At 61.4% G+C, this 21,093-nt stretch carries 25 protein-coding genes and 1 pseudogene; 23 read left to right on the top strand and 3 right to left on the bottom strand.

Annotation, left to right across the window (positions count from 1 at the left end; all coding sequences use genetic code 11):
* Positions 1–23: 23 nt before the first annotated feature.
* From JV241A_RS08920 to JV241A_RS08840, 18 genes and pseudogenes are all read left to right on the top strand, one after another.
* A complete protein-coding gene (locus tag JV241A_RS08920) occupies positions 24–668 on the top strand; it encodes an isochorismatase family protein (RefSeq protein WP_115086219.1) in 645 nt (214 codons plus the stop codon).
* A gap of 2 nt (positions 669–670) precedes the next feature.
* Positions 671–1,876 (top strand): nicotinate phosphoribosyltransferase, encoded by a 1,206-nt coding sequence (pncB, locus tag JV241A_RS08915; RefSeq protein WP_010222497.1) that lies wholly within the window; start codon positions 671–673, stop codon positions 1,874–1,876.
* Positions 1,877–1,887: 11 nt separating this feature from the next.
* Positions 1,888–2,745, top strand: a complete 858-nt coding sequence (nadE, locus tag JV241A_RS08910) for an ammonia-dependent NAD(+) synthetase (RefSeq protein ID WP_134062017.1) — start codon at positions 1,888–1,890, stop codon at positions 2,743–2,745.
* A 21-nt stretch (positions 2,746–2,766) separates the two neighbouring features.
* Positions 2,767–4,155, top strand: coding sequence for a hypothetical protein (locus JV241A_RS08905; protein WP_134062015.1), 1,389 nt, complete (start codon positions 2,767–2,769; stop codon positions 4,153–4,155).
* Between the two features lie 187 nt (positions 4,156–4,342).
* Positions 4,343–4,900, top strand: coding sequence for a helix-turn-helix transcriptional regulator (locus tag JV241A_RS08900; protein ID WP_134062013.1), 558 nt, complete (start codon positions 4,343–4,345; stop codon positions 4,898–4,900).
* Positions 4,901–4,985: 85 nt separating this feature from the next.
* A pseudogene (locus JV241A_RS27600) lies at positions 4,986–5,558 on the top strand (HD domain-containing protein); the annotation flags it as partial.
* 15 nt (positions 5,559–5,573) lie between these two features.
* Positions 5,574–6,074, top strand: coding sequence for an N-acetyltransferase (locus tag JV241A_RS27595; RefSeq protein ID WP_240047847.1), 501 nt, complete (start codon positions 5,574–5,576; stop codon positions 6,072–6,074).
* 81 nt (positions 6,075–6,155) lie between these two features.
* Entirely contained in the window at positions 6,156–6,635 is a 480-nt protein-coding gene (locus JV241A_RS08890) for a hypothetical protein (protein ID WP_115086215.1), read from the top strand.
* Between the two features lie 12 nt (positions 6,636–6,647).
* Positions 6,648–6,890: a hypothetical protein gene (locus JV241A_RS08885; protein ID WP_115086214.1), complete on the top strand. Its 243-nt coding sequence runs from the start codon at positions 6,648–6,650 to the stop codon at positions 6,888–6,890.
* Positions 6,891–7,005: 115 nt separating this feature from the next.
* Positions 7,006–7,524, top strand: coding sequence for a hypothetical protein (locus tag JV241A_RS08880; protein ID WP_240047842.1), 519 nt, complete (start codon positions 7,006–7,008; stop codon positions 7,522–7,524).
* 6 nt (positions 7,525–7,530) lie between these two features.
* Positions 7,531–7,776 (top strand): hypothetical protein, encoded by a 246-nt coding sequence (locus JV241A_RS08875; protein ID WP_134062011.1) that lies wholly within the window; start codon positions 7,531–7,533, stop codon positions 7,774–7,776.
* A gap of 14 nt (positions 7,777–7,790) precedes the next feature.
* Positions 7,791–8,033 carry a hypothetical protein gene (locus JV241A_RS08870; RefSeq protein WP_134062009.1) on the top strand — a complete coding sequence of 81 codons (243 nt, stop codon included), beginning with the start codon at positions 7,791–7,793 and terminating at the stop codon, positions 8,031–8,033.
* A 176-nt stretch (positions 8,034–8,209) separates the two neighbouring features.
* Positions 8,210–8,452: a hypothetical protein gene (locus tag JV241A_RS08865; RefSeq protein ID WP_134062007.1), complete on the top strand. Its 243-nt coding sequence runs from the start codon at positions 8,210–8,212 to the stop codon at positions 8,450–8,452.
* Between the two features lie 189 nt (positions 8,453–8,641).
* Positions 8,642–9,172: a hypothetical protein gene (locus JV241A_RS08860; RefSeq protein WP_134062005.1), complete on the top strand. Its 531-nt coding sequence runs from the start codon at positions 8,642–8,644 to the stop codon at positions 9,170–9,172.
* Positions 9,169–9,408 carry a hypothetical protein gene (locus JV241A_RS08855; protein WP_134062003.1) on the top strand — a complete coding sequence of 80 codons (240 nt, stop codon included), beginning with the start codon at positions 9,169–9,171 and terminating at the stop codon, positions 9,406–9,408. Before JV241A_RS08860 ends, JV241A_RS08855 begins: the two co-directional genes overlap by 4 nt.
* Before the next feature lie 70 nt (positions 9,409–9,478).
* Positions 9,479–9,724 (top strand): hypothetical protein, encoded by a 246-nt coding sequence (locus JV241A_RS08850; protein WP_134062001.1) that lies wholly within the window; start codon positions 9,479–9,481, stop codon positions 9,722–9,724.
* Positions 9,725–10,047: 323 nt separating this feature from the next.
* On the top strand, positions 10,048–10,296 hold the full coding sequence (locus tag JV241A_RS08845) for a hypothetical protein (RefSeq protein WP_115086212.1): 249 nt from the start codon (positions 10,048–10,050) through the stop codon (positions 10,294–10,296).
* Between the two features lie 414 nt (positions 10,297–10,710).
* The gene (locus JV241A_RS08840; protein WP_134061999.1) at positions 10,711–12,318 is read left to right on the top strand and encodes an ABC-F family ATP-binding cassette domain-containing protein; all 1,608 of its coding nucleotides are present in this window, start codon (positions 10,711–10,713) and stop codon (positions 12,316–12,318) included.
* On the opposite strand, the gene JV241A_RS08835 is transcribed toward JV241A_RS08840, so the two are convergent.
* Complete coding sequence (locus tag JV241A_RS08835) at positions 12,295–12,831, bottom strand: cysteine hydrolase family protein (protein WP_134061997.1); 537 nt, start codon at positions 12,829–12,831, stop codon at positions 12,295–12,297. The genes JV241A_RS08840 and JV241A_RS08835 overlap by 24 nt on opposite strands.
* A 348-nt stretch (positions 12,832–13,179) precedes the next feature.
* Between JV241A_RS08835 and JV241A_RS08830 the strand changes: the two genes are divergently transcribed.
* The 3 genes from JV241A_RS08830 to JV241A_RS08820 all read left to right on the top strand — a co-directional run bounded on the left by JV241A_RS08830 (position 13,180) and on the right by JV241A_RS08820 (position 16,413).
* Entirely contained in the window at positions 13,180–14,199 is a 1,020-nt protein-coding gene (locus JV241A_RS08830) for a branched-chain amino acid aminotransferase (protein WP_115086208.1), read from the top strand.
* A gap of 167 nt (positions 14,200–14,366) precedes the next feature.
* Positions 14,367–15,047: a response regulator transcription factor gene (locus JV241A_RS08825; RefSeq protein ID WP_115086207.1), complete on the top strand. Its 681-nt coding sequence runs from the start codon at positions 14,367–14,369 to the stop codon at positions 15,045–15,047.
* Positions 15,025–16,413 carry a HAMP domain-containing sensor histidine kinase gene (locus JV241A_RS08820; RefSeq protein WP_134061995.1) on the top strand — a complete coding sequence of 463 codons (1,389 nt, stop codon included), beginning with the start codon at positions 15,025–15,027 and terminating at the stop codon, positions 16,411–16,413. The genes JV241A_RS08825 and JV241A_RS08820 overlap by 23 nt, the downstream gene beginning before the upstream one ends.
* A 75-nt stretch (positions 16,414–16,488) precedes the next feature.
* On the opposite strand, the gene cysS is transcribed toward JV241A_RS08820, so the two are convergent.
* A complete protein-coding gene (gene cysS / locus JV241A_RS08815) occupies positions 16,489–17,871 on the bottom strand; it encodes a cysteine--tRNA ligase (protein ID WP_134061993.1) in 1,383 nt (460 codons plus the stop codon).
* A gap of 9 nt (positions 17,872–17,880) precedes the next feature.
* The gene (locus JV241A_RS08810) at positions 17,881–19,584 is read right to left on the bottom strand and encodes a glutamine--tRNA ligase/YqeY domain fusion protein (RefSeq protein ID WP_134061991.1); all 1,704 of its coding nucleotides are present in this window, start codon (positions 19,582–19,584) and stop codon (positions 17,881–17,883) included.
* Positions 19,585–19,821: 237 nt separating this feature from the next.
* On the opposite strand from JV241A_RS08810, the gene JV241A_RS08805 reads away from it, so the two are divergent.
* Both JV241A_RS08805 and lpxH read left to right on the top strand, forming a co-directional pair.
* The gene (locus JV241A_RS08805; RefSeq protein ID WP_134061989.1) at positions 19,822–20,325 is read left to right on the top strand and encodes a peptidylprolyl isomerase; all 504 of its coding nucleotides are present in this window, start codon (positions 19,822–19,824) and stop codon (positions 20,323–20,325) included.
* Positions 20,322–21,044 carry a UDP-2,3-diacylglucosamine diphosphatase gene (gene lpxH / locus JV241A_RS08800; protein ID WP_134061987.1) on the top strand — a complete coding sequence of 241 codons (723 nt, stop codon included), beginning with the start codon at positions 20,322–20,324 and terminating at the stop codon, positions 21,042–21,044. Before JV241A_RS08805 ends, lpxH begins: the two co-directional genes overlap by 4 nt.
* Positions 21,045–21,093: the final 49 nt, after the last annotated feature.

Here is a 21,093-nt window from a genome sequence, read left to right as displayed (position 1 = left end):
ACACCCAGTGCAGGAGCCACCCCATGAAAATCGCCAGCTTCGATGTCGACGCCCAAAACGGCTTCACCGACAACGCCCCCTCCGAGTTGCCAGTCCCCGGCGGCGCCGAGATCGCCCCGGCACTCAACGCCATGGCCAAGCGCGCCAGCCTGCGCATCGGCAGCAAGGATGCCCACACGCCGAAAGCCGCCTGGGTGGTGGGTAGTCACGCCGAGATGCTGCAGCCACTGGACATGGCCAACGCCGACCTGACCTGGGTCAGCCACTGCGTGCCGGGCACGCCGGGCTTCGAGCTGCTGGCCGGCCTGCCTGCGCCGATCGACTACGACTTCTTCGTGTGGAAAGGCATCGAACCCGACCTGCATCCCTACGGCGCCTGCTACCACGACCTGGCCAGCCGCCGCTCCACCGGGGTTATCGAGTACCTCAAGGTGCAAGAGGTCAAAGCCGTGATTGTCGGCGGCCTGGCCCTGGATTTCTGCGTCAAGAACACCGCCCTGCAACTGCAGGCCGCAGGCTTGCAGGTGTTTCTCTACCAACCGGCATGCCGGGCGATTTCCGCCCAGGGCGCCGCAGCGGCCATGGCCGAGATGACCGGCCAAGGCATCATCGCCTGCGCCGACCTCGCCAGCCTCGACCAGCAACTGAACGCATTCAAGGGAGCATGAACATGAGCGAGAGCGTCTTCGGCCCAAGCATCATCCAGAACCTGCTGGACACCGACTTCTACAAGATCACCATGATGCAGGCGGTGCTGCACAACTACCCCAACGCCGAGGTGGAATGGGAATTCCGCTGCCGCAACAGCGAAGACCTGACCCCGTACCTGGCCGAGATCCGCTACCAGATCGAGCAGCTGGCCGAGGTCTCGATCACTCAGGACCAGCTGGCTTACCTGGGGCGCATCCCTTTCATCAAGCCGGACTTCATCCGCTTCCTCAGCCTGTTCCGCTTCAACCTGCGCTACGTGCACGTTGGCGTCGATGATGCCGGGCAACTGGCGATCCGCCTGCGCGGGCCCTGGCTGCACGTGATCCTCTACGAGATCCCGCTGCTGGCGATCGTCTCCGAAGTGCGTAACCGCTACCGCTACCGTGAAGTGGTGATGGAACAAGTGGGTGAGCGCCTGTACGAAAAACTCGACTGGCTCAAGGCCGAAGCGTCGCCTGCGGAACTGGCCGGCCTGCAACTGGCTGATTTCGGTACCCGTCGGCGCTTCTCCTACCGGGTCCAGGAGCACGTGGTGCACACCCTCAAGCAGGACTTCCCGGGGCGTTTTGTCGGCACCAGCAACGTGCACCTGGCGCGCGAACTGGACATCAAGCCGATCGGCACCATGGCTCACGAGTGGTTCATGGCCCACCAGCAACTGGGCCCGCGGCTGATCGACAGCCAGGTTGCCGCGCTGGAATGCTGGGTCAAGGAATATCGCGGGCTGCTCGGCATCGCCCTGACCGACTGCATCGGCATGGACGCCTTTCTCAAGGACTGCGACCTGTACTTCGCCAAGCTGTTCGACGGCCTGCGCCACGACTCCGGGGACCCGCTGCTCTGGGCCAACAAGGCCATCGCCCACTACGAGAAACTCGGCATCGACCCGAAGAGCAAGACCCTGGTGTTCTCCGATGGCCTGAACTTCGCCAAGACCCTGCACCTGTACCGCGAGCTCAGCCCACGAATCAACGTCAGCTTCGGCATCGGCACCAACCTGACCTGCGACATTCCCGGCGTTGAGCCGATGAACATCGTGATCAAGATGACCGCCTGCAACGGCGCTCCGGTGGCGAAGATCTCCGACAGCCCAGGCAAGACCCAATGCCGTGACGAGAACTTCGTCAGCTACCTCAAGCACGTGTTCAAGGTTGAAGGCCAGTAAAGGAGAAGCACATGAACAGTCGCCAGATCGAGATTGCCAAGGCCCTGGGCGTGGTGGCGCCCTTCGCAGATAACGCGGCAGTACAGAACGAGATCCGCCAGCGCATCGATTTCATCAAGCAGACCCTGCTCGATGCGCGCTTGAAGGTGTTGGTGCTGGGCATCAGCGGCGGCGTCGACTCGTCAACCGCCGGGCGCCTGGCGCAGCTGGCGGTCGAGCAATTGCGCGCCGAACAAGCCGACAGCGGCTACCGCTTCATCGCCATGCGCCTGCCGCACAACACCCAGCATGACGAGCCCGATGCCCAGGCCGCACTGGCCTTCGTCGGCGCCGATGAGTGCATCACAGTGAACATTGCAGACGGCGTCAACGGCCTTGCCGGGCAACTGCCGCAACTGGCCGAGCTCGCTGACGGGCAACGGGATTTCGTCCTCGGCAACGTCAAGGCGCGCCTGCGCATGCTGGCCCAGTACACCCTGGCCAACGCCCGCAATGGCCTGGTGATCGGCACCGACCATGCCGCCGAAGCGGTGATGGGCTTCTTCACCAAGTTCGGCGACGGCGCCTGCGACCTGGCCCCCCTGAGCGGGCTGTGCAAGGGCCAGGTGCGGGCCATTGCCGCCGCGCTGGGTGCGCCGGAACACCTGGTGCACAAGGTGCCTACCGCCGACCTTGAAGAACTGCGCCCGGGCCTGGCCGACGAGCAGGTACATGGTGTCAGCTACGGGCAGATCGATGCCTTCCTGCAGGGTGAAAACGTCGATGACGCGGTCGCAGCCATCATCATCAATGCCTACGACAAGACCCGGCACAAACGCGAATTGCCCAAGGCACCGGCGGCACGATTCGCTACAATGCTGCCATCCTGAATGGACTCACCGGAGACTGTTGTGCAACGCCTGATCCTCACCGCCCTGTCCGCCGCCGCCCTCGCCGGCTGCGCGACGCCCTCCAAGGAAAGCCTCGACCAGTACATCGGCACCATGCTCGCCCAGCCGCTGTCGACCTACAGCCTGTTTCGTGAAGGCGATGTGCTGAGTTTCCAGGTTAACGTACCGGCCAACAACGGCTTGACTGATCGCAGCTTCCAGCTCGAAGCCTCCTGCGTTGAGCCGAACGTGGCGATCATGTATCTGGACGCCGACCAGCGCGCCTACTTCAAGAACCCCAGCGGCTACGCCCCGCCGCAGCCGATGCCTGATCGCTTCCATGCCATCCTGCTGAACAACCCGAGCTTCGCCGGAGCCTGCAAGACTCAAGCAAAGGCCGACTGGCGCAAGCTTAAAGGTGAAGATGGCGAGCCATGGGTGCTGGTCGACCGCAACAGCATCAACAAGATGGGCAACGATGTCAGCCTGTGGGCCGCCTTCGACCAGCCGAGCATCCTCCTCGACCTGCCGTACAACGCGCCCTACGCGCAAAAGCGTGAGCATCATCGCTTCAACTGCAGCGCCGGTACCTACACCCTGCTGGCCGGCTACGATGTCGATGCCAACAACCGGGTCACCGACGGCATGGTCCCGTCACTGCCCAAGCCCGAGCCTGTGGCCGACAGCAACGCCGACTACCAGGCGCTGTTCGCCCTGGCCTGCGCCACGCCGGATAAAGTCGCGCAACTGGCGCCATTCAGCCCGCGCTTCAAGGCACCGATCGTCACGGCTGTGTTGCCGCCGGTCAGCCCGTCGGTGATGGTCGCCCTCGAGCGCCTGCAACTGCCCAAGCCGGCGCAGCCGCTCACGTACCTGGATGCCGTCGGCACCTCGACCATAAAAGGCAAGACCTCGCCCATGCGCGAGGAGCAGTTCCTGTCGGTTGATGCCAATAGCCAGCAACTGATGGTGATCCTGCGCGGCAAGGGCTATGAGGCGCAAAAGATCACCTGGCGCGGATTGATCCCGCTGGTGAGCAAGACCGACTTCACCGGCATGAGCGAAAGCAGCGCGCTGACCAGTCTGAGCTTCAAGGGAGACTGGAAGACCATGGCGGTGGGCAGCAAGCTCAGCTATTCACAGCAAGGTGCGACCAACAACAACGTGATCGGCCAGTACGGCAAGGACCTGAAGATCACCGAGTGCACGGTGCAACAGCAACTGCCGGCCAGCACCCTCAACGCCAGCTTGAGCGGCAGCGCCAAGGCGCTGGACTGCAGCGTGCAGGGTGACGAGGATAAACGCGTCAACCACCTGTTCTACCTGGAAGACTACGGCTACTTCTTCAGCGCCAGCATCGACAAGAATACCTTCTACTACAATGATCTGCGCCTGCAGACGGTGAAGTGAACCCTGGGGCCGCTGACGCGGCCCATCGCCGGCAAGCCGGCTCCCACATTGGGTCGGCATGCACCATTGCCTGTGGGAGCTGGCTTGCCAGCGATCGACCGCGAAGCGGTCGCAAACCAGGCGACTCAGTCAAGCAGGCTGTCCCCCCGATTTGCAGCCCCCACGCTTTGGCTGGCAAACTTCGCCCATGCACGATACCCCGCTACAACCCGCTCAGCTCGGCGTCGCCCTGCGTCGCTGGCGCCTGCTGCACCGCATCAAGCAAGCGCATGCCGCACAGCTGTTCGGCGTGGCGCAATCGACTGTCTCGCGCTGGGAAAATGGCAGCCAGGCCATCGAGCCCAACGAACGCGCGCTGATCGAATCCCGGCTCGCCGCGCGCCTTGACGCCCCTGCCGAACAGGCCCTGGCCCGCCTGGTCAACGACAGCCCACGCCCCGTGCACCTGGTCTGCGACCTCAGCCACCGCTTGCTGGCCTGCTCCCCGGCCCGCGCCGCGCAGTTCAGCATCCCGTTGAGCGAGCTGCTCGGTCGTTCGCTGTGGCGCTATTGCAGCGCAGAAATCATCAGCAAGGAGGCGGCCCTCGACAGTCTCGGCTGGCGCGAGGTACTCGCCCCGCCAGCGCTGGAATTCGCCAGCGGCTGCAATGACTCGGCGCTCGTCCCCATCACCCAGAGCCTGTGCCGCTGGACCCGCATCACCCTCTCCGACGGCAGCGCCGCGCGGCTGGTGGAAACCCTCTGATACCCCACGGATTCTTTATCCATGGACGTTTGGCCATCGCCCTCCTAGGCTTTGCCCCATGCCCACCACCTGGATCGACAACCCCATGAGTAGCACCACCCTCACGGGCCGCCTGGCATTCCTGCGCGAGGCCGAGAAACTCAAGGATGTATTGCGCAGCGCCCATACCTCCAGTGGCCGCCCGGAAAGTACCGCCGAACACAGCTGGCGCCTGTGCCTGATGGCCATCGTCTTCGCCGACCAGTTGCCCGCGCTGGATATGCTCAAGGTGCTCAAGCTTTGCGTCATTCACGACCTGGGCGAAGCCCTGCACGGCGACATCCCCGCGGTCAGCCAGGCTGACCACCCGGATAAGAGCGAACAGGAGCGCGCCGACCTGCTGGAGCTGACCCGTTCACTGGATGCTCCAATACAAGCCGAAATCCTCGCCTTATGGGAAGAGTACGAGCATGCCAGCAGCGAGGAAGCCCTTGCAGTCAAGGCCCTCGACAAGCTGGAGACCCTGCTGCAACACACCCAGGGCGATAACCCGAGCGACTTCGACTACGCCTTCAATCTGGGTTACGGTCGCAAATACACCAACGCCAGCCCACTCTTCCAGAACCTGCGCGCGCTGATTGACGAAGACACCCGCCGCCTTGTCGCCAATACTGGTTCAACCCCCGAGAACGCCATGATCCTGCGCCCCGAAACCCTGGCCGACTGCCCGGCCATCGAACTACTGACCGCTGCCGCCTTTGCGCACGCGCCACACTCGAGCCACACAGAGCATTTCATCGTCAACGCCCTGCGCCGCGCCGGGCAGTTATCGGTGTCGCTGGTGGCCGAAGAGGCCGGGCACATCATCGGCCATGTGGCCTTGTCGCCGGTGAGCCTGTCCGACGGTTCTACCGGCTGGTATGGCCTGGGCCCGATCTCGGTGGCGCCCGAGCGCCACGGCCAGGGCATCGGCAGCCAGTTGATGCGCGCGGCGCTGCAGGCCCTGCAAGCGTTGGGCGCTGCCGGCTGCGTGGTACTGGGCGATCCTGGCTACTACGGGCGCTTCGGCTTTGTTGTGCGCCCGGAGCTGGTATTGCCCGGTGTACCGCCCGAGTATTTCCAGGCCCGGAGCTACACCAGCCGGTGGCCACAGGCCCAGGTCAGCTATCACCCGGCTTTCGAAGCCACGAGTTGATCACAACTGCCGACGGAATGATTTGCACACGCGGCGAACCTTGTACAAAATCGCCGCCTTTGCCTCGAAAGGATGCGTGCAATGAAGTTCGAAGGGACTTTCCAATACATGGGCCAACACGGGATCGTCTTCAACGTCTCGCAGATCACCCTCACCGATAGCGAACGCGGGCGCCTGCGCGAGCTGCATTTTGGCGAAGCGAAAAGCGCCCACTACGAGGTTAACAGCAAGGTTGTCGAGGTCTACGACAAGATGCTGGCCAAGAACCTGCCGTGCACCATGATGATCGGCATCTCCAAGCCGCTGACCCGCCAGCAGGGCGACGTGCTTAACGCCCAGCGCACCAAGATCGCCAACCTCGCCGCCTCGGCCTTCGCCGGCGCCACCAGTTCCGTCGCCTCCCCTTATGTCGGTGTGCCTGTAGGCGCCGGTGTGCGCATGTACGCCAACGAAATCCTGCCCACCTACCATGCCGGCGACGTGCTGGTCAGCATTGAAGCGCGGGTCAACGGCGGCATCGGCCCGCAGAGCACTATCTCGACCCTGATCATCAAGACCTGAGTGGAGCCGCACATGTCCGAGATTACCCAGCTGGTTTTGGCCCTGGTGCTGTTCTTTTTGCTCGATCGCTTTCTCAAGCCCTACCCGCTGCGCAAGTGGCTGGGGGTCGCGCTGGTGGCGGTGGGTGCGGTCGGCTGCGTAGCGGCGAGCCAGACCCGCCTGCTGGGGGCGGACCTGGGGTTGCTGTCGATCTTCGCCGTTGCCCTGGGGGTCGGACTGTTCCTCAAGCGCCGTCGGTTTGAGCAGGTTGGCTGAGGTTTTGTAAGGGCTGATCGCTAATTTGGGATCGGTCCTACCTTCATGTCGGAGTAGTACGACATACGCCCGAAGTTGATTTGGGCATCTTTCCCTGCATGTCGATGAGGTGCGCGTGGCGCGTCTGCATTACACAGGGAAGGTTGTTGTGCAGATCGAAAAAACCTATGAGTACGCCGGAAACTTCGGCATCGTTTTCCACGTTTCGCAAATTGTGGTCCTGCCGGAAGATCGCCCGAGGCTGCGCGAGCTGCATATCAGCGAGGCGAAGGGCGCGCACTACGAGGTCAACAAAATGCTCGTGGCGCTCTACGACAGAATGCAGGCCGGTAGTCGTGCTTGTGAGATGAGAGTCGCTGTTTCCCAGCCGCTTAATCGGCGTCAAGCAGACAAGCTGAATGACCAGAGAATTTATACTTCCGGTGTTGTCGGCAGCGCTGCTGGGGGGCCTGTCGGCCTGCTTACAAAGGCAATCGTCGGAACAGCCGTTACAGCGATAACAACTTACTTGGCCAAGCGCAGACTCCCCACTCACCACGCGGGTGACGTAATCGTCAGTATCCAGGCACTTGTCAGCGGCGGCATCGGCACTCAGCAGTCAAACGTTTCGACGATCATCAAGAATCAAGGCTGAAAACACATGACGGAATTCAGTCAATTTTTTATCGCCTTCGTATTCTTCGCATTGATTGAGCGCCTGCTCAAACCCTCCAAACTACGAAAATGGCTAAGTTTGACATTCTTGCTGGGCGGCCTGCTGGGTAGAGTCACGCTGAGCGAAGAAAGTTACTGGGGTGGTTTCGACCTGTATCTGGTGTCGCTTTTTGCAATTGTCGGAGGACTTGAGTTGTTCTTCAGGCGCAATCGCCACGAAGAAGATGCCTGAGCGGAGCACACATCATGTCTGAAGTTACCCAGCTATGTTACGCGTTGATCATCATCGCCTTTCTGGATCACTGCCTGAAGCCCTACCTGATTCGTAAATGGCTAGGGTTGTTCCTATGGGCCGTCGGTATTACTTTACTGTTCAAACCGGGTGGCAGCTATTGGGAGGCAATGGATCTGTTCCTAGTGCCTGTGCTCGTATTCTGCGCAGGTACGACGCTGATCATCGGACGCCGCAAGTTTCAGCCTGACGAATGAGTAAGTATCTTCAATACACCATCCTTCCGGTTGTGTTTCACCTCCTGTATTTCCTCGTCAGGCCTTATCGGCTAAGAAAACGTTGTGGCGTCGTATTGTTTGGCGTCGGCATGATTGCTAGCTTGGAATTGCTCTTCAGGCGCAACCGATTCGATGAGGACGCTTGAGTGCTGCCCATGTCTGACGTTACCCAGCTGTGCTACGCACTGATCCTGATTGCATTTATAGATCATTGCCTGAAACCCTATTTACTCCGCAAATGGCTGGGCCTGGCGTTGATGATAGCTGCCGTTACATTGCAGTTTGTGCCGGGCGGTCTCTATTGGCATGAGTTGAATCTGAAACTGCTCCCTTTGTTCGTATTATTCGCGGGCATGACTCTGGTTAAGGGACGCCGCAAGTTTCAGCCGGACGAATGAGCGAACACCTTCAATACACCGTCATCCTAGGTGTAGGACTGCTCCTCAAACGCCGTCGGCTTGAGCAGGCTGGCTGAGATTTTCCAGGGGCTGATTGCTAATTTAGGATCGGTCCTACCTTCATGTCGGAGTAATACGACATACACCTGAAGTTGATTTGGGCATCTTTCCCTGCATGTCGATGATGAGGTGCGCCTGGCGCGCCTGTATTACACAGAGAAGGTTGTTGTGCAGATCCAGAAAACTTATGAGTACGCCGGTCCTCACGGAATAGTTTTCCATGTTTCCAAGCTCGTTATTATGGAGGGCGATCGCGGACAGCTGCGAGAACTGCACTTCCCCGAAGCGAGAAACGGAAACTATGAAGTTGCTCAAAGAGCAGTCGCAGTTTATGACAGGGTGCAAGCGGGTGGTCGCACCTGCACCATGACCATTAGAATCTCAAGACCACTGACTCGCGTGCAGGGCGATATCCTTAACGAACAACGTCATCAAGTCTCCAACGTTTCTACTTCCAGCACCAGCAGGATTGCAATGCTTGCAGGACCTGTTTTCACTATTCCGGTGGCAATCTTGACCCGTTTTTTTGTAAGCGGCTCATTACGTACCTATCACACAGGGGACCTGATCATAAGCATTGAGGCTCGTGTCGACGGGGGCATCGGCCCACAATTTTCAGCTGATTCGATAATCATACCGAAAGCAGGTCTGGCTTCATGAATGAATACCTTCAGTACGCAATCCTCTTGATTCTATTTTACCTATTGTACTTCTTAGTCAAGCCTTATCGTCTACGAAAGCGCTGTGGCATCGTGCTGTTTTTCGTCGGCATGATTGCCAGCTACCTGCTCCCTACCCGAGCAGGCTCATTAGATATCGAATTCATCGCCATCTGTGTATCAGGAGCCGGCGGTGCGCTCTTCATGACACGACGCAAGTATCTCGAGCATGGTTGACCCGCTTAGCCTCAGCTCACCCAACGACCACCTTCCTCAGTGATCATCAAGAATCAAGGCTGAAGACAACATGGCAGAATTCAGCCAGCTATTCCTCGCCTTCTTCATCTTTGTTGCGATTGAGCGCCTGCTCAAATCCAGCACACAGCGAAAATGGTTAAGCCTGATGTTATCGCTGGACGGCCTGCTGGGTAGAGCCACGCTGAGCGAAAAAAGTCACTGGGGCGGTTTTGACCTGCATCTGTTTTCGCTTTTTGCAATTGTCGGAGGCCTTGAGTTGTTCTTCAGGCGCAACCGCCACGAAGAGGATGCCTGAGCAGAGCACACATCATGTCTGAAGTTACGCAACTATGTTACGCGTTGATCCTGATCGCATTTCTGGATCACTGCCTGAAACCCTATTTAATTCGTAAATGGCTAGGACTTTCCCTATGCGCTGCCGGCATCACTTTACTGTTTAAACCAGGTGGCACCTATTGGGAGGCTAGGGATCTGTTCCTAGTGCCTTTGCTCGTATTCTGCGCAGGCACGACGCTGATCATCGGACGCTGCAAGTTTCAACCTGACGAATGAGTGAATATTTTCTAGTTGGGGCCTTTGCCATCTTCTCCATCTACGAGAGTCAAGGCTGAAAAGACCATGTCAGAGTCCAATCAACTCTTCCTCGTCCTGGCGTTTTTCATCCTGATAGATCGTCTGATCAAGCCGTACAGGCCGCGAAAATGGCTCGGCCTGACGTTCCTGGGTGGCGGCTTGCTGGGCAGATTAACGTTGACCGAAAGCCATTGGCTTGGCTTTGACTTGCACCTCGTTTCACTCTTTGCCGTTGTCGGCGGGCTGGAGCTGTTCTTCAGACGTCACCGATTCAATCCCGACCTCTGGGCCTGAGCAGGGCATACGCCATGTCTGCAATTACACAACTGTGCTACGTAATGATCCTGATGTTAGTGGTAGACCACTGCCTGAAACCCTACCCGATCAGAAAGTGGCTGGGGATTTCGCTGTGGGGGGCCGGTACTTATGGTCTCTTCGCCTTTCCTGACAAGTACTGGTACGGGCTGGACATCTGGCTAGTGTCATTGCTCATCTTGAGTTCCGGCTCCAGTTTATTCTTCAGGCGCCGCAGGTTTGACCACCTGGACTGAATGGTTCTTTACCTGCAGCGCTCTGCGCCCTAAGCTGTCCCCTTCACCCATCTCCCCGAGGTATTCGTCCAATGCGCCATTAATGCCGCCGTCTTTGCGACGGCCAGTCTTCAGCCCCTTTCCCGGGGGACGTCGCGGGCATTTTATGGAGCATTCCATGACGAATACGTCGATCCTGACGCTGGACAGCGTCACCCTGGCCTTGCCGGATGGCAGGGTGTTGTTTTCCGATCTTGTCGAGACGTTCGACCAGCGCCGCACCGGCCTGGTCGGGCGTAATGGCGTGGGCAAGTCGCTGCTGGCGCAGATATTGGCCGGGCGGTTGCAGCCCAGCGAAGGACGCTGCCTGCGCGGCGGCCGGGTGCACTATGTGGGTCAGCATCCCACCGCTGCCAATACCACGGTGGCAGATCTGGCCCAGGTGAGCGAGGTGGTCGATGCCCTGCTGCGCATCGAGGCCGGCAGCAGCCAAGCCGCCGACTTCGATACCGTCGGCGAGCGCTGGGATGTCCGCGAACGCCTGCAGGCGCAGCTTGATCAGCATGGTTTGGCGCAACTGAGCTGGGAGCACCGCGCAGCTGTTCTGAGCGGCGGCCAGGCCATGCGCGTGGCGCTGCTCGGGGCCTTTATCGGTGATGCCGATTACCTGATCCTCGACGAACCCAGCAACCATCTGGACGCCGCCAGCCGCGAGACGCTGATGACCCTGCTCGAGGGCTGGAACAAGGGCCTGCTGGTGATCAGCCATGACCGCGCACTGCTTGAACGCATGGAGCGCATCGTCGAACTCTCGCCCATGGGCCTGAGCAGTTACGGCGGCAATTACAGCTTCTATGCCGAGCGTAAAGTCGAGCGGACCGAGCAGGCCGAACGCACGCTCGAACGCCTCAAGCTCGAACGCCAACGCCAGGCCCGCGAACTGCAACAACAGCGCGAGCGCCTGGAGCGCCAGCAGTCGCGGGCCAGCAAGGCGGCGCGCTCGGCCAATCAGGCGAAGATCCTCCTCGACCGCAAGCAGGAGCGCAGCGAGAGCACCGCCGGCAAGCAGCAACGTGACCATCAGGTGGCGCGCCAGGCCCTGAACGCACAGGTGCGCGACGCTGCACAGCAGGTTGAAACTTGCAGCCCGATCGTGATCCATGCGCCCGCGCCACAGCAGCCGATTGGCAGCCAGGTGGTGGTGCTCACGGACCTGCAGTTGCCCTTCGCCCGCCAAGGCCCGCTCAATGTCCGCCTGTACAGCGGTGAACGCGTGGGCCTGAGCGGTGCCAATGGCAGCGGCAAATCAACCTTGCTCAAGGTGCTGGCGAGTCAATTGGCACCAGCCGCAGGCCAGTGTGAGGTACGCGGGGAAGTCGCCTTGCTCGACCAGCACTGCAGCCTGCTGCCCGCCGAACAATCGGTGCTCGATTACCTGCGCAGCGCCACCGGCAATCCGGATGAGAGCCTCCTGCGCACCCGCCTGGCGCAACTGGGCCTGGGCGCTGAGCGCGTCACCTTGCCCAGCGGCGTGCTCAGCGGCGGCGAACGGCTCAAGGCAACACTGGCCGGGGTGCTGTACCGCGACACCCCGGTCCAGTTGTTATTACTCGACGAGCCGAGCAACCACCTCGACCTGCCCTCCCTCGCCGCCCTGGAAGCCATGCTGCGCCAGTATCGCGGGACCTTGCTGGTGGCGTCCCATGACCGGGTGTTCATGCAGCAACTGGCGCTGGACGGCTACCTGCAGTTGGGCGAAGGCTCAGAACTGCAGATCCGCCGTTGATTGCAGGCTGGCAAAGGCGCCGCCCAGGGTCAGGTTGTGGTGGGCGATGATCGCCTCGGCCGGCAAGCCGGGCGTGTCCATGCAAGTGTGGGCATCGCTGACCAGTACCACGTTGAAGCCCAGTTCACGGGCAACCCGGCAGTTGGTGTCGACGCAGTACTGGGTCTTGAGGCCGACGATGACCAGCTCATCAATGGCGGCCTCTCGTAACTGGTCCGCCAGCGACGTGGCAAAGAAGGCGCTGGGGCGGGCCTTGTCGAACACGATGTCGCGCGCAGGATCGACCGCCAGCGCGGGCAACAGCTGCCACGCGGGGCTGCCTGCGGCAATCGGCGAACCCTCGGGGCCGGTGTGGCGAACCGCAAAAACGGGGGCGTGGGCGGCGTGGGCGGCAGCGATCAGGGTGTTGACCCTGTTCAACACCTGCTCACCCTGCCAGGGCTGTTCGGGGCCATGGAACAAACCCACCTGCATATCCAGGACCAGCAGTGCGCGTTTTGCGTGCATCTTCATCTCTCCGTGATTGGCCAGCCCGGACGGAGAAAAGACAAGGCCCCGTCCATTGCTGGCGGGGCCTTGGTTTACCTGCTGCCTAAGGTTAAGCAGCCGTACCCGCCCCGCGTATAGCGGTGGTAGTGGTACGCGACGAGGTCAGCAGGCAAAGCTTCATGCTTCGATAATGCGCCCGGACTGTGGAACGGTCAATGCCTGTCGCGCCAGGCAGCGGCAAAGATTTTCCCTGCGACCAAGGTCCAATCTATGACTGGGCGTTTCCGATCTGCACGGGATGTATTATCGTGGCCAAGTGCGCAATAAGAACCGCCTGCCAAAGCAGGCATCTGCAACCGAATCGAGGGTGCCATGAGTAACGAAAGCATTAACTGGGACAAGCTGGGCTTCGACTACATCAAGACCGACAAGCGCTACCTGTCCTATTTCCGTAACGGCGAGTGGGACAAGGGCACCCTGACCGAAGACAACCAGCTGCACATCAGCGAAGGCTCGACCGCGCTGCATTATGGCCAGCAATGCTTCGAGGGGATGAAGGCCTACCGCTGCAAGGACGGTTCGATCAACCTGTTCCGCCCGGACCAGAACGCCCTGCGCATGCAGCGCAGCTGCGACCGCCTGCTGATGCCGCAGGTGCCGACCGAACAGTTCATCGACGCCTGCAAGCAGGTGGTCAAGGCCAACGAGCGTTTCATTCCGCCGTACGGCAAGGGTGCGCTGTACCTGCGACCGTTCGTCATCGGCGTGGGTGACAACATTGGCGTGCGGACCGCGCCGGAGTTCATCTTCTCGATCTTCGCCATCCCGGTCGGCTCGTACTTCAAGGGCGGCATGACCCCGCACAAGTTCCTGATTTCCGACTACGACCGCGCCGCGCCACAAGGCACCGGCGCTGCCAAGGTGGGCGGCAACTACGCGGCCAGCCTGCAACCGGGCTACAAGGCCAAGCAAGCCGGCTTTGCCGACTGCATCTACCTTGACCCGCTGACCCACACCAAGATCGAGGAAGTCGGCTCGGCCAACTTCTTTGGTATCACCGCCAACAACGAGTTCATCACGCCGAAGTCCGCTTCCGTGCTGCCGGGCATCACCCGCCTGTCGCTGATGGAACTGGCGCAATCGCGCCTGGGCCTGAAGGTCATCGAAGGCGACGTGCTGATCAACAATCTGGACCGCTTCGTCGAGGCTGGCGCCTGCGGTACCGCCGCGGTGATCACCCCGATCGGCGGCATCCAGTACGGCGACAAGCTGCACGTGTTCTACAGCGAAAGCGAAGTTGGCCCGGTCACCCAGAAGCTCTACAACGAGCTGACCGGTATCCAGAGCGGCGACATCGAAGGCCCGGCGGGCTGGGTTGTGAAAGTCGCCTGACCTGCAACAGGGGCCGCGTTGCGGCCCATCGCCGGCAACGCCGGCTCCCACAGGGGTCGGTGCAGGCCGGCCCATTGTGGCCCCTCTCCTAGATGAATTTTTCTTTAACCCGGGCACCGCCTATTCTTTGGCACAATCAAGTCTCTACCCGCCGCCCAGGTAAAAGCATGCCCCGCGTACTGACTATCGAAGACGACGCTGTCACCGCCCAGGAAATCGTCGCCGAACTTTCCAGCCATGGCCTGGAAGTGGAATGGGCCGACAACGGCCGTGAAGGCCTGGCCAAGGCCATTGCCGGCGGCTACGACCTGATCACCCTGGACCGGATGCTCCCGGAGGTCGACGGCCTGACCATCGTCACGACCCTGCGCACCCTGAAGATCGCCACGCCAATCCTGATGATCAGCGCCCTGTCGGATGTCGACGAACGGGTCCGCGGCCTGCGCGCCGGCGGTGATGACTACCTGACCAAACCGTTCGCCTCCGATGAAATGGCCGCCCGCGTCGAGGTGCTGCTGCGGCGTAACAGCGTGCCCCTGGCACAGACCCGCCTGCAAGTCGCCGACCTTGAACTGGACCTGATCAGCCACGAGGCCAAGCGCGGCGAGCAGACCCTCAACCTGCTGCCCACCGAGTACAAGCTGCTGGAATTCCTCATGCGTCATGCCGGCCAGGTGATTACCCGGATGATGATTTTCGAGGAAGTCTGGGGCTATCACTTCGACCCGGGCACCAACCTGATCGACGTGCACATCGGACGCTTGCGCAAGAAGATCGACGCCGCTGGCCAGACTCCGCTGATTCGCACCGTGCGGGGCTCGGGCTATGCCATTGCCGAACCCGTCTAAGGGCTGGAGCTCGTCCACCAGCCGCCTGCTGGCGCTGTACAGCTTCCTGTTCGTGGCCTGGAGCAGCATCCTCATGGGGGTGCTGTACTTCGAGGTCTCGGGATACCTGAACAAGCTCACCCGCCATTCCTTGCTGCAGCGCCAGCACCTGTTCGCGCACATGAGCGGCAAGCAGCTCGATGATGCATTGATTGCCAGCCAGGCCTTTGAGGAGCGCAGTTTCGATGCCTATGGCCTGTTCGACGGGCAGTTCAATCCGCTCGGCGGGCAGATCCGCCAGGTGCCGCCCGAGCTGGGCCTGGATGGCAAGATTCATGAACTGAGCCGTTGCCTGGACGCCGACGACCCGCACCTGCCCCGCGACAGCTGCGATGCGGTGGCGATCAAGGTCCGCGATGGCCGCTGGCTGCTGCTGGTGCGCGACAACGGCTCGCTGTTCGTGGTCACCCGGATCATCCTCCACGCGCTGCTCTGGGGCCTGTCGCTGACCATCATCCCCGGCATCGCCGGCTGGTACCTGCTGCGCCGCAGGCCGCTCAAGCGTATCCGCGCGATCCAGGCCAGCGCCGAGCAGATCGTTGCCGGCGACCTGACCCGGCGCCTGCCGCTGTCGGCGCGGCGCGACGAACTGGACATGCTGGCGGCCATCGTCAACGCCATGCTCGATCGCATCGAGCGCCTGATGCATGAAGTCAAAGGCGTGTGCGACAACATCGCCCACGACCTGCGTACCCCGCTGACCCGCCTGCGCGCCCAGCTCTACCGCATTCGCCAGCAGGCCGGCGATGACTCGCCGCAGGCCGAAGCGCTGGAGCAGGCGATTGGCGAAACCGACACCTTGATGGCGCGTTTTCGCGGCTTGCTGCGCATCAGTGAACTGGAAGACCGCCAGCGCCGTGCAGGCTTCGTCGAGCTTGACCCCCACGGGCTGCTGCAGGAACTGCATGACTTCTACCTGCCCCTGGCCGAAGACGGCGAGATCGACCTGACCCTGGAGATGCCCGAACAGCTACCGGCGCTGCATGGCGACCGCGAGCTGCTGTTCGAGGCACTGGCCAACCTGGTGGGCAATGCCATCAAGTTCACGCCAGAGCAGGGCCAGGTGCTGATGCGGGCGCTGAGCGATGCCAAGGGTGTGCATATCGAGGTGCACGACAGCGGCCCGGGGATTCCCGAGAACGAGCGTGGGGCGGTGTTGAAGCGCTTTTATCGCAGCGAGGAAGGCCAGCGCCACCCGGGGTTCGGGCTGGGGTTGTCGATCGTTGCGGCGATCGTCGACCTGCATGGCTTTGAGCTGGAGGTGGGGGGGAGTGAACTGGGTGGGGCGAAGCTGGTGTTGCACTGCAGGACGGGTGTCGTCAGTTAGGGGCTCATCGCGGGGCAAGCCCGCTCCCACAGAGGATTGCAGTCTTCTGTGGGAGCGGGCTTGCCCCGCGATTGCTTAGTCAGCCAAGCGCCAGGTCGTGCCGCCCTTGCCGTCTTCCAGCACCACGCCCATGGCGGTCAGCTGGTCGCGGATGCGGTCGGACTCGGCCCAGTTCTTGTCGGCACGCGCTTGCAGGCGCGCCTGGATCAGGGCTTCAACCTCGGCGGCATCGACCTTGCCTTCGGCACCGGCACGCAGGAAGTCATCAGCGTCCAGTTGCAGCACACCCAGCAGATCACCCAGCTCACGCAGACGGCCAGCCAGGCCAGCAGCGGCCTGTGGATCGCTCTCGCGCAGACGGTTGATCTCGCGCACCAGGTCGAACAGCACGGCGCAGGCTTCAGGGGTGCCGAAATCGTCGTTCATCGCCGCCGTGAAGCGCTCGACGTACTCTTCGCCACCCTTGGCCGCCACTCGCGGCAGGCCGCGCAGGGCGTGGTAGAAACGTTCCAGAGCACCCTTGGACTCACGCAGGCTGTCTTCGGAGTAGTTGATCGAGCTGCGGTAGTGGCTCGACACCAGCAGGTAGCGCACCACCTCCGGGTGATACTTGTCGAGCACGTCGCGAATGGTGAAGAAGTTGTTCAAGGACTTGGACATCTTCTCGCCATTGATGCGAATCATGCCGCAGTGCATCCACGAGTTGGCGTACTGCTTGCCGGTCGCGGCCTCGCTCTGGGCGATTTCGTTCTCGTGGTGCGGGAACTCCAGGTCGTTGCCACCGCCGTGGATGTCGAAGCTCTCGCCCAGGCAGCAGGTGGACATCACCGAGCACTCGATGTGCCAGCCCGGACGGCCCGGACCCCAGGGCGACTCCCAGCTCGGCTCGCCCGGCTTGACGCCCTTCCAGAGGACGAAGTCGAGCGGGTCCTGCTTGGCTTCGTCGACCTCGATGCGGGCACCGATGCGCAGGTCTTCGATCTTCTTGCGCGACAGCTTGCCGTAGCCGACGAACTTGCCGACCCGGTAGTACACGTCGCCGTTGCCCGGCGCGTAGGCATACCCCTTGTCGATCAGGGTCTGGATCATCGCGTGCATGCCGGCGATATGGTCGGTGGCACGCGGCTCCTGGTCCGGCGGCAGGATGTTCAGGCGGCGCTCGTCTTCGTGCATCGCGTCGATCATGCGGGCGGTCAGGGCGTCGAAGGATTCGCCGTTCTCGTTGGCCCGGTTGATGATCTTGTCATCGATGTCGGTGATGTTGCGCACGTAGGTCAGGTCGTAGCCGCTGTAACGCAGCCAGCGGGTCACCAGGTCGAAGGCGACCATGCTGCGCCCGTGGCCCAGGTGGCAGAAGTCGTAGACGGTCATGCCGCAGACGTACATCCGTACCTTGTTGCCTTCAAGCGGTTTGAAGACTTCCTTGGTCTTGCTGAGCGTGTTGTAGATGGTAAGCACGAGAGTTCCTTAGCTGCCCCACGAATCGCGCAGGGTCACGGTGCGGTTGAACACCGGGCGACCCGGCTGGGAGTCTTTCAGGTCGGCGCTGAAGTAGCCTTCGCGCTCGAACTGGAAGCGGTCTTCTGGCTGGGCCTGGCCCAGGGAAGGTTCCGCACGACAACCGGTCAGCACCTGCAGCGAATCAGGATTGATGTTGTCAAGGAAGTTGCCGCCATCTTCGGTCTTCTCGGGGTTGGCCGAGCGGAACAGGCGGTCGTACAGACGCACTTCGCATTCGACGCTGGCGTCGGCCGGCACCCAGTGGATCACGCCCTTGACCTTGCGGCCCTCGGGGTTCTTGCCCAGGGTGTCCGGGTCGTACGAGCAGCGCAGCTCGACGATGTTGCCGTCGGCGTCCTTGATCGCCTCGCCGGCGCGGATCACGTAGCTGCCGCGCAGGCGCACTTCACCGGCCGGCTCCAGGCGCTTGTAGCCCTTTGGCGGCTCTTCCATGAAGTCGTCGCGGTCGATGTAGATCTCGCGGGCGAATGGCAGCGCGCGCACGCCCATGTCTTCTTTCGGGTGGCGCGGCAGTTCGAGGTTCTCGACCTGGCCTTCAGGGTAGTTGGTAATGACCACTTTCAGCGGGCGCAGCACGCACATGGCGCGTGGCGCGGTGCGGTCGAGGTCGTCACGGATGCTGAATTCGAGCATCGACATGTCGACCACGCCGTCGGAGCGGTTGGTGCCGACCATTTCGCAGAAGTTGCGGATCGACGCCGGGGTGTAACCACGGCGGCGGAAGCCCGACAGGGTCGACATGCGCGGGTCGTCCCAGCCGTTGACGTGCTGCTCGTCGACCAGTTGCTTGAGCTTGCGCTTGCTGGTGATGGTGTAGTTCAGGTTCAGGCGGCTGAACTCGTACTGGCGCGGCTTGGCCGGCACCGGCAGGTTGTCGAGGAACCATTCGTACAGCGGGCGATGGCCTTCGAACTCGAGGGTGCAGATCGAGTGGGTGATGCCTTCTATGGCGTCCGACTGACCGTGGGTGAAGTCGTAGTTCGGATAGATGCACCACGCGTCACCGGTCTGGTGATGGTGGGCATGACGGATGCGGTAGAGGATCGGGTCGCGCAGGTTCATGTTCGGCGAGGCCATGTCGATCTTGGCCCGCAGCACGCGCTCGCCGTCCTTGAACTCGCCGGCTTTCATGCGCGCGAACAGGTCGAGGTTCTCGTCAACCGAACGCTCGCGGAACGGGCTGTTCTTGCCAGGCGTGGTCAGGTTGCCACGGTATTCCTTGGCCTGTTCCGGGGTCAGGTCGCAAACATAGGCCTTGCCGGCCTTGATCAGCTCGACCGCCCAGTCGTGCAGCTGGTCGAAGTATTGCGAAGCGTAGCGCACCGGGCCGGTCCACTCGAAGCCCAGCCACTTGATGTCGCTCTGGATCGCGTCGATGTACTCCTGGTCCTCTTTGGCCGGGTTGGTGTCATCGAAACGCAGGTGACAGGCCCCGCCGAATTCCTGGGCCAGGCCGAAGTTCACGCAGATCGACTTGGCATGGCCGATGTGCAGGTAACCGTTGGGCTCTGGCGGGAAACGGGTGACGATGCTGCTGTGCTTGCCCGAGTCCAGGTCTGCCTGCACGATCGGACGCAGGAAGTTCGCAGGGATGGCGGGAGCGCCTTTGGCAGCGGCGTTGGGAGCGGTGTCGGCAGTGGGCTTGCTCATAGGATCCTTGAATACGGGGTGCACGGCCTGGGTAGGCCGACTGAATCAAAGCGCTTATCATAGCCGAAGCGGTCGAGCTGCCGACAGCATCGCGCCGACAAACTGGCGCGATATTCGCCGGCGAATGCAAAAAAACTGCCGCGAACCACGTATCGCGGGCTGTAGACTGTGCGTCAGGTGTGTATCGCGATACTGCGCGAACTATTTTCCAATGCCTTGAATAGCGAGAATTTGAGCATGACCCAAGTCAAATTGACTACCAATCACGGCGACATCGTCATCGAACTGAACGCCGAGAAAGCCCCGATCACCGCGGCCAACTTCATCGAATACGTTAACGCTGGCCACTACAGCAACACTGTATTCCACCGCGTCATTGGTAACTTCATGATCCAGGGCGGCGGTTTCGAGCCAGGCATGAAAGAGAAGAAAGACAAGCGTCCAAGCATCCAGAACGAAGCCGACAACGGTCTGAGCAACGACAAGTACACCATTGCCATGGCCCGCACCATGGAGCCGCATTCGGCTTCGGCACAGTTCTTCATCAACGTCGCCGACAACAGCTTCCTCAACCACAGCGGCAAGAACGTGCAGGGTTGGGGCTATGCAGTGTTCGGTAAAGTTACCGAAGGCACCGACGTTGTCGACAAGATCAAAGCCGTTGCCACCGGTTCCAAGTCCGGTCACCAGGACGTGCCGAAGGACGACGTGATCATCGAGAAAGCCGAGATCATTGAGTGATACTGCTGATCTCTGATCTGCACCTGCAAGAAGAACGCCCGGACATTACCCGGGCGTTTGTTGATCTGCTTGACGGTCGTGCGCGGCACGCCGAGGCGCTGTACATCCTCGGTGATTTCTTCGAGGCGTGGATCGGCGACGACGCCATGACGCCCTTCCAGGCCTCGATCTGCCAAGCCCTGCGCGCCTTGAGCGACAGCGGCACGCAGGTCTTCTTGATGCACGGTAACCGCGACTTCCTGCTTGGCCAGGCCTTTTGCAAGGCCGCGGGCTGCACCCTGCTGGCTGACCCCAGCGTGGTCGAGATGGGCGGTGAGCCGGTGTTGCTGATGCACGGCGACAGCCTGTGCACCCGCGACCTGGCCTACATGAAAATGCGCCGTTACCTGCGCAATCCGCTGAGCCTGTGGATTCTCCGGCACCTGCCGCTGAGCACCCGCCAGAAGCTTGCGCGCAAGCTGCGCAGCGAAAGCCGGGCGCAGACGCGGATGAAGGCCAACGACATTGTCGATGTGACCGCGGAGGAAGTGCCGCGGATCATGCAGCAGTTCGGCGTGCGCACCCTGGTGCATGGGCATACCCATCGACCGGCGATTCACAAGCTGGTGGTCGGCGATCAGCCGGCGCGGCGCATCGTGCTGGGGGATTGGGACCGGCAAGGCTGGGCGTTGCAGGTGGATGAGCAAGGGTTTCAACTGCAGCCTTTTGCTTTTCCCTGATTGAAGGCCCTGCGGGCCTTATCGCTGGCAAGGCCAGCTCCCACAAGGG

The sequence above is a fragment of the Pseudomonas sp. JV241A genome (genome assembly GCF_900275665.1).
Taxonomy (GTDB): Bacteria; Pseudomonadota; Gammaproteobacteria; order Pseudomonadales; family Pseudomonadaceae; genus Aquipseudomonas; species Aquipseudomonas wadenswilerensis.
Note: the sequence above shows the minus strand (reverse complement) of the source record. Positions and strands in the feature narration are given on the sequence as shown.

What these genes read in the sequence shown, in the direction of transcription:
- JV241A_RS08890 (WP_115086215.1), top strand. Translation starts at nt 6,156, where the DNA reads ATGAAGTTCGAAGGGACTTTCCAATACATGGGCCAACACGGGATCGTC.
- JV241A_RS08920 (WP_115086219.1), top strand. Translation starts at nt 24, where the DNA reads ATGAAAATCGCCAGCTTCGATGTCGACGCCCAAAACGGCTTCACCGAC.
- JV241A_RS08820 (WP_134061995.1), top strand. Translation starts at nt 15,025, where the DNA reads ATGCCATTGCCGAACCCGTCTAAGGGCTGGAGCTCGTCCACCAGCCGC.
- JV241A_RS27595 (WP_240047847.1), top strand. Translation starts at nt 5,574, where the DNA reads ATGATCCTGCGCCCCGAAACCCTGGCCGACTGCCCGGCCATCGAACTA.
- JV241A_RS08875 (WP_134062011.1), top strand. Translation starts at nt 7,531, where the DNA reads ATGACGGAATTCAGTCAATTTTTTATCGCCTTCGTATTCTTCGCATTG.
- JV241A_RS08845 (WP_115086212.1), top strand. Translation starts at nt 10,048, where the DNA reads ATGTCAGAGTCCAATCAACTCTTCCTCGTCCTGGCGTTTTTCATCCTG.
- JV241A_RS08830 (WP_115086208.1), top strand. Translation starts at nt 13,180, where the DNA reads ATGAGTAACGAAAGCATTAACTGGGACAAGCTGGGCTTCGACTACATC.
- JV241A_RS08865 (WP_134062007.1), top strand. Translation starts at nt 8,210, where the DNA reads ATGTCTGACGTTACCCAGCTGTGCTACGCACTGATCCTGATTGCATTT.
- nadE (WP_134062017.1), top strand. Translation starts at nt 1,888, where the DNA reads ATGAACAGTCGCCAGATCGAGATTGCCAAGGCCCTGGGCGTGGTGGCG.
- JV241A_RS08885 (WP_115086214.1), top strand. Translation starts at nt 6,648, where the DNA reads ATGTCCGAGATTACCCAGCTGGTTTTGGCCCTGGTGCTGTTCTTTTTG.
- JV241A_RS08900 (WP_134062013.1), top strand. Translation starts at nt 4,343, where the DNA reads ATGCACGATACCCCGCTACAACCCGCTCAGCTCGGCGTCGCCCTGCGT.
- JV241A_RS08825 (WP_115086207.1), top strand. Translation starts at nt 14,367, where the DNA reads ATGCCCCGCGTACTGACTATCGAAGACGACGCTGTCACCGCCCAGGAA.
- JV241A_RS08810 (WP_134061991.1), bottom strand. Translation starts at nt 19,584, where the DNA reads ATGAGCAAGCCCACTGCCGACACCGCTCCCAACGCCGCTGCCAAAGGC.
- JV241A_RS08840 (WP_134061999.1), top strand. Translation starts at nt 10,711, where the DNA reads ATGACGAATACGTCGATCCTGACGCTGGACAGCGTCACCCTGGCCTTG.
- JV241A_RS08835 (WP_134061997.1), bottom strand. Translation starts at nt 12,831, where the DNA reads ATGAAGATGCACGCAAAACGCGCACTGCTGGTCCTGGATATGCAGGTG.
- pncB (WP_010222497.1), top strand. Translation starts at nt 671, where the DNA reads ATGAGCGAGAGCGTCTTCGGCCCAAGCATCATCCAGAACCTGCTGGAC.
- JV241A_RS08870 (WP_134062009.1), top strand. Translation starts at nt 7,791, where the DNA reads ATGTCTGAAGTTACCCAGCTATGTTACGCGTTGATCATCATCGCCTTT.
- JV241A_RS08850 (WP_134062001.1), top strand. Translation starts at nt 9,479, where the DNA reads ATGGCAGAATTCAGCCAGCTATTCCTCGCCTTCTTCATCTTTGTTGCG.
- JV241A_RS08805 (WP_134061989.1), top strand. Translation starts at nt 19,822, where the DNA reads ATGACCCAAGTCAAATTGACTACCAATCACGGCGACATCGTCATCGAA.
- JV241A_RS08855 (WP_134062003.1), top strand. Translation starts at nt 9,169, where the DNA reads ATGAATGAATACCTTCAGTACGCAATCCTCTTGATTCTATTTTACCTA.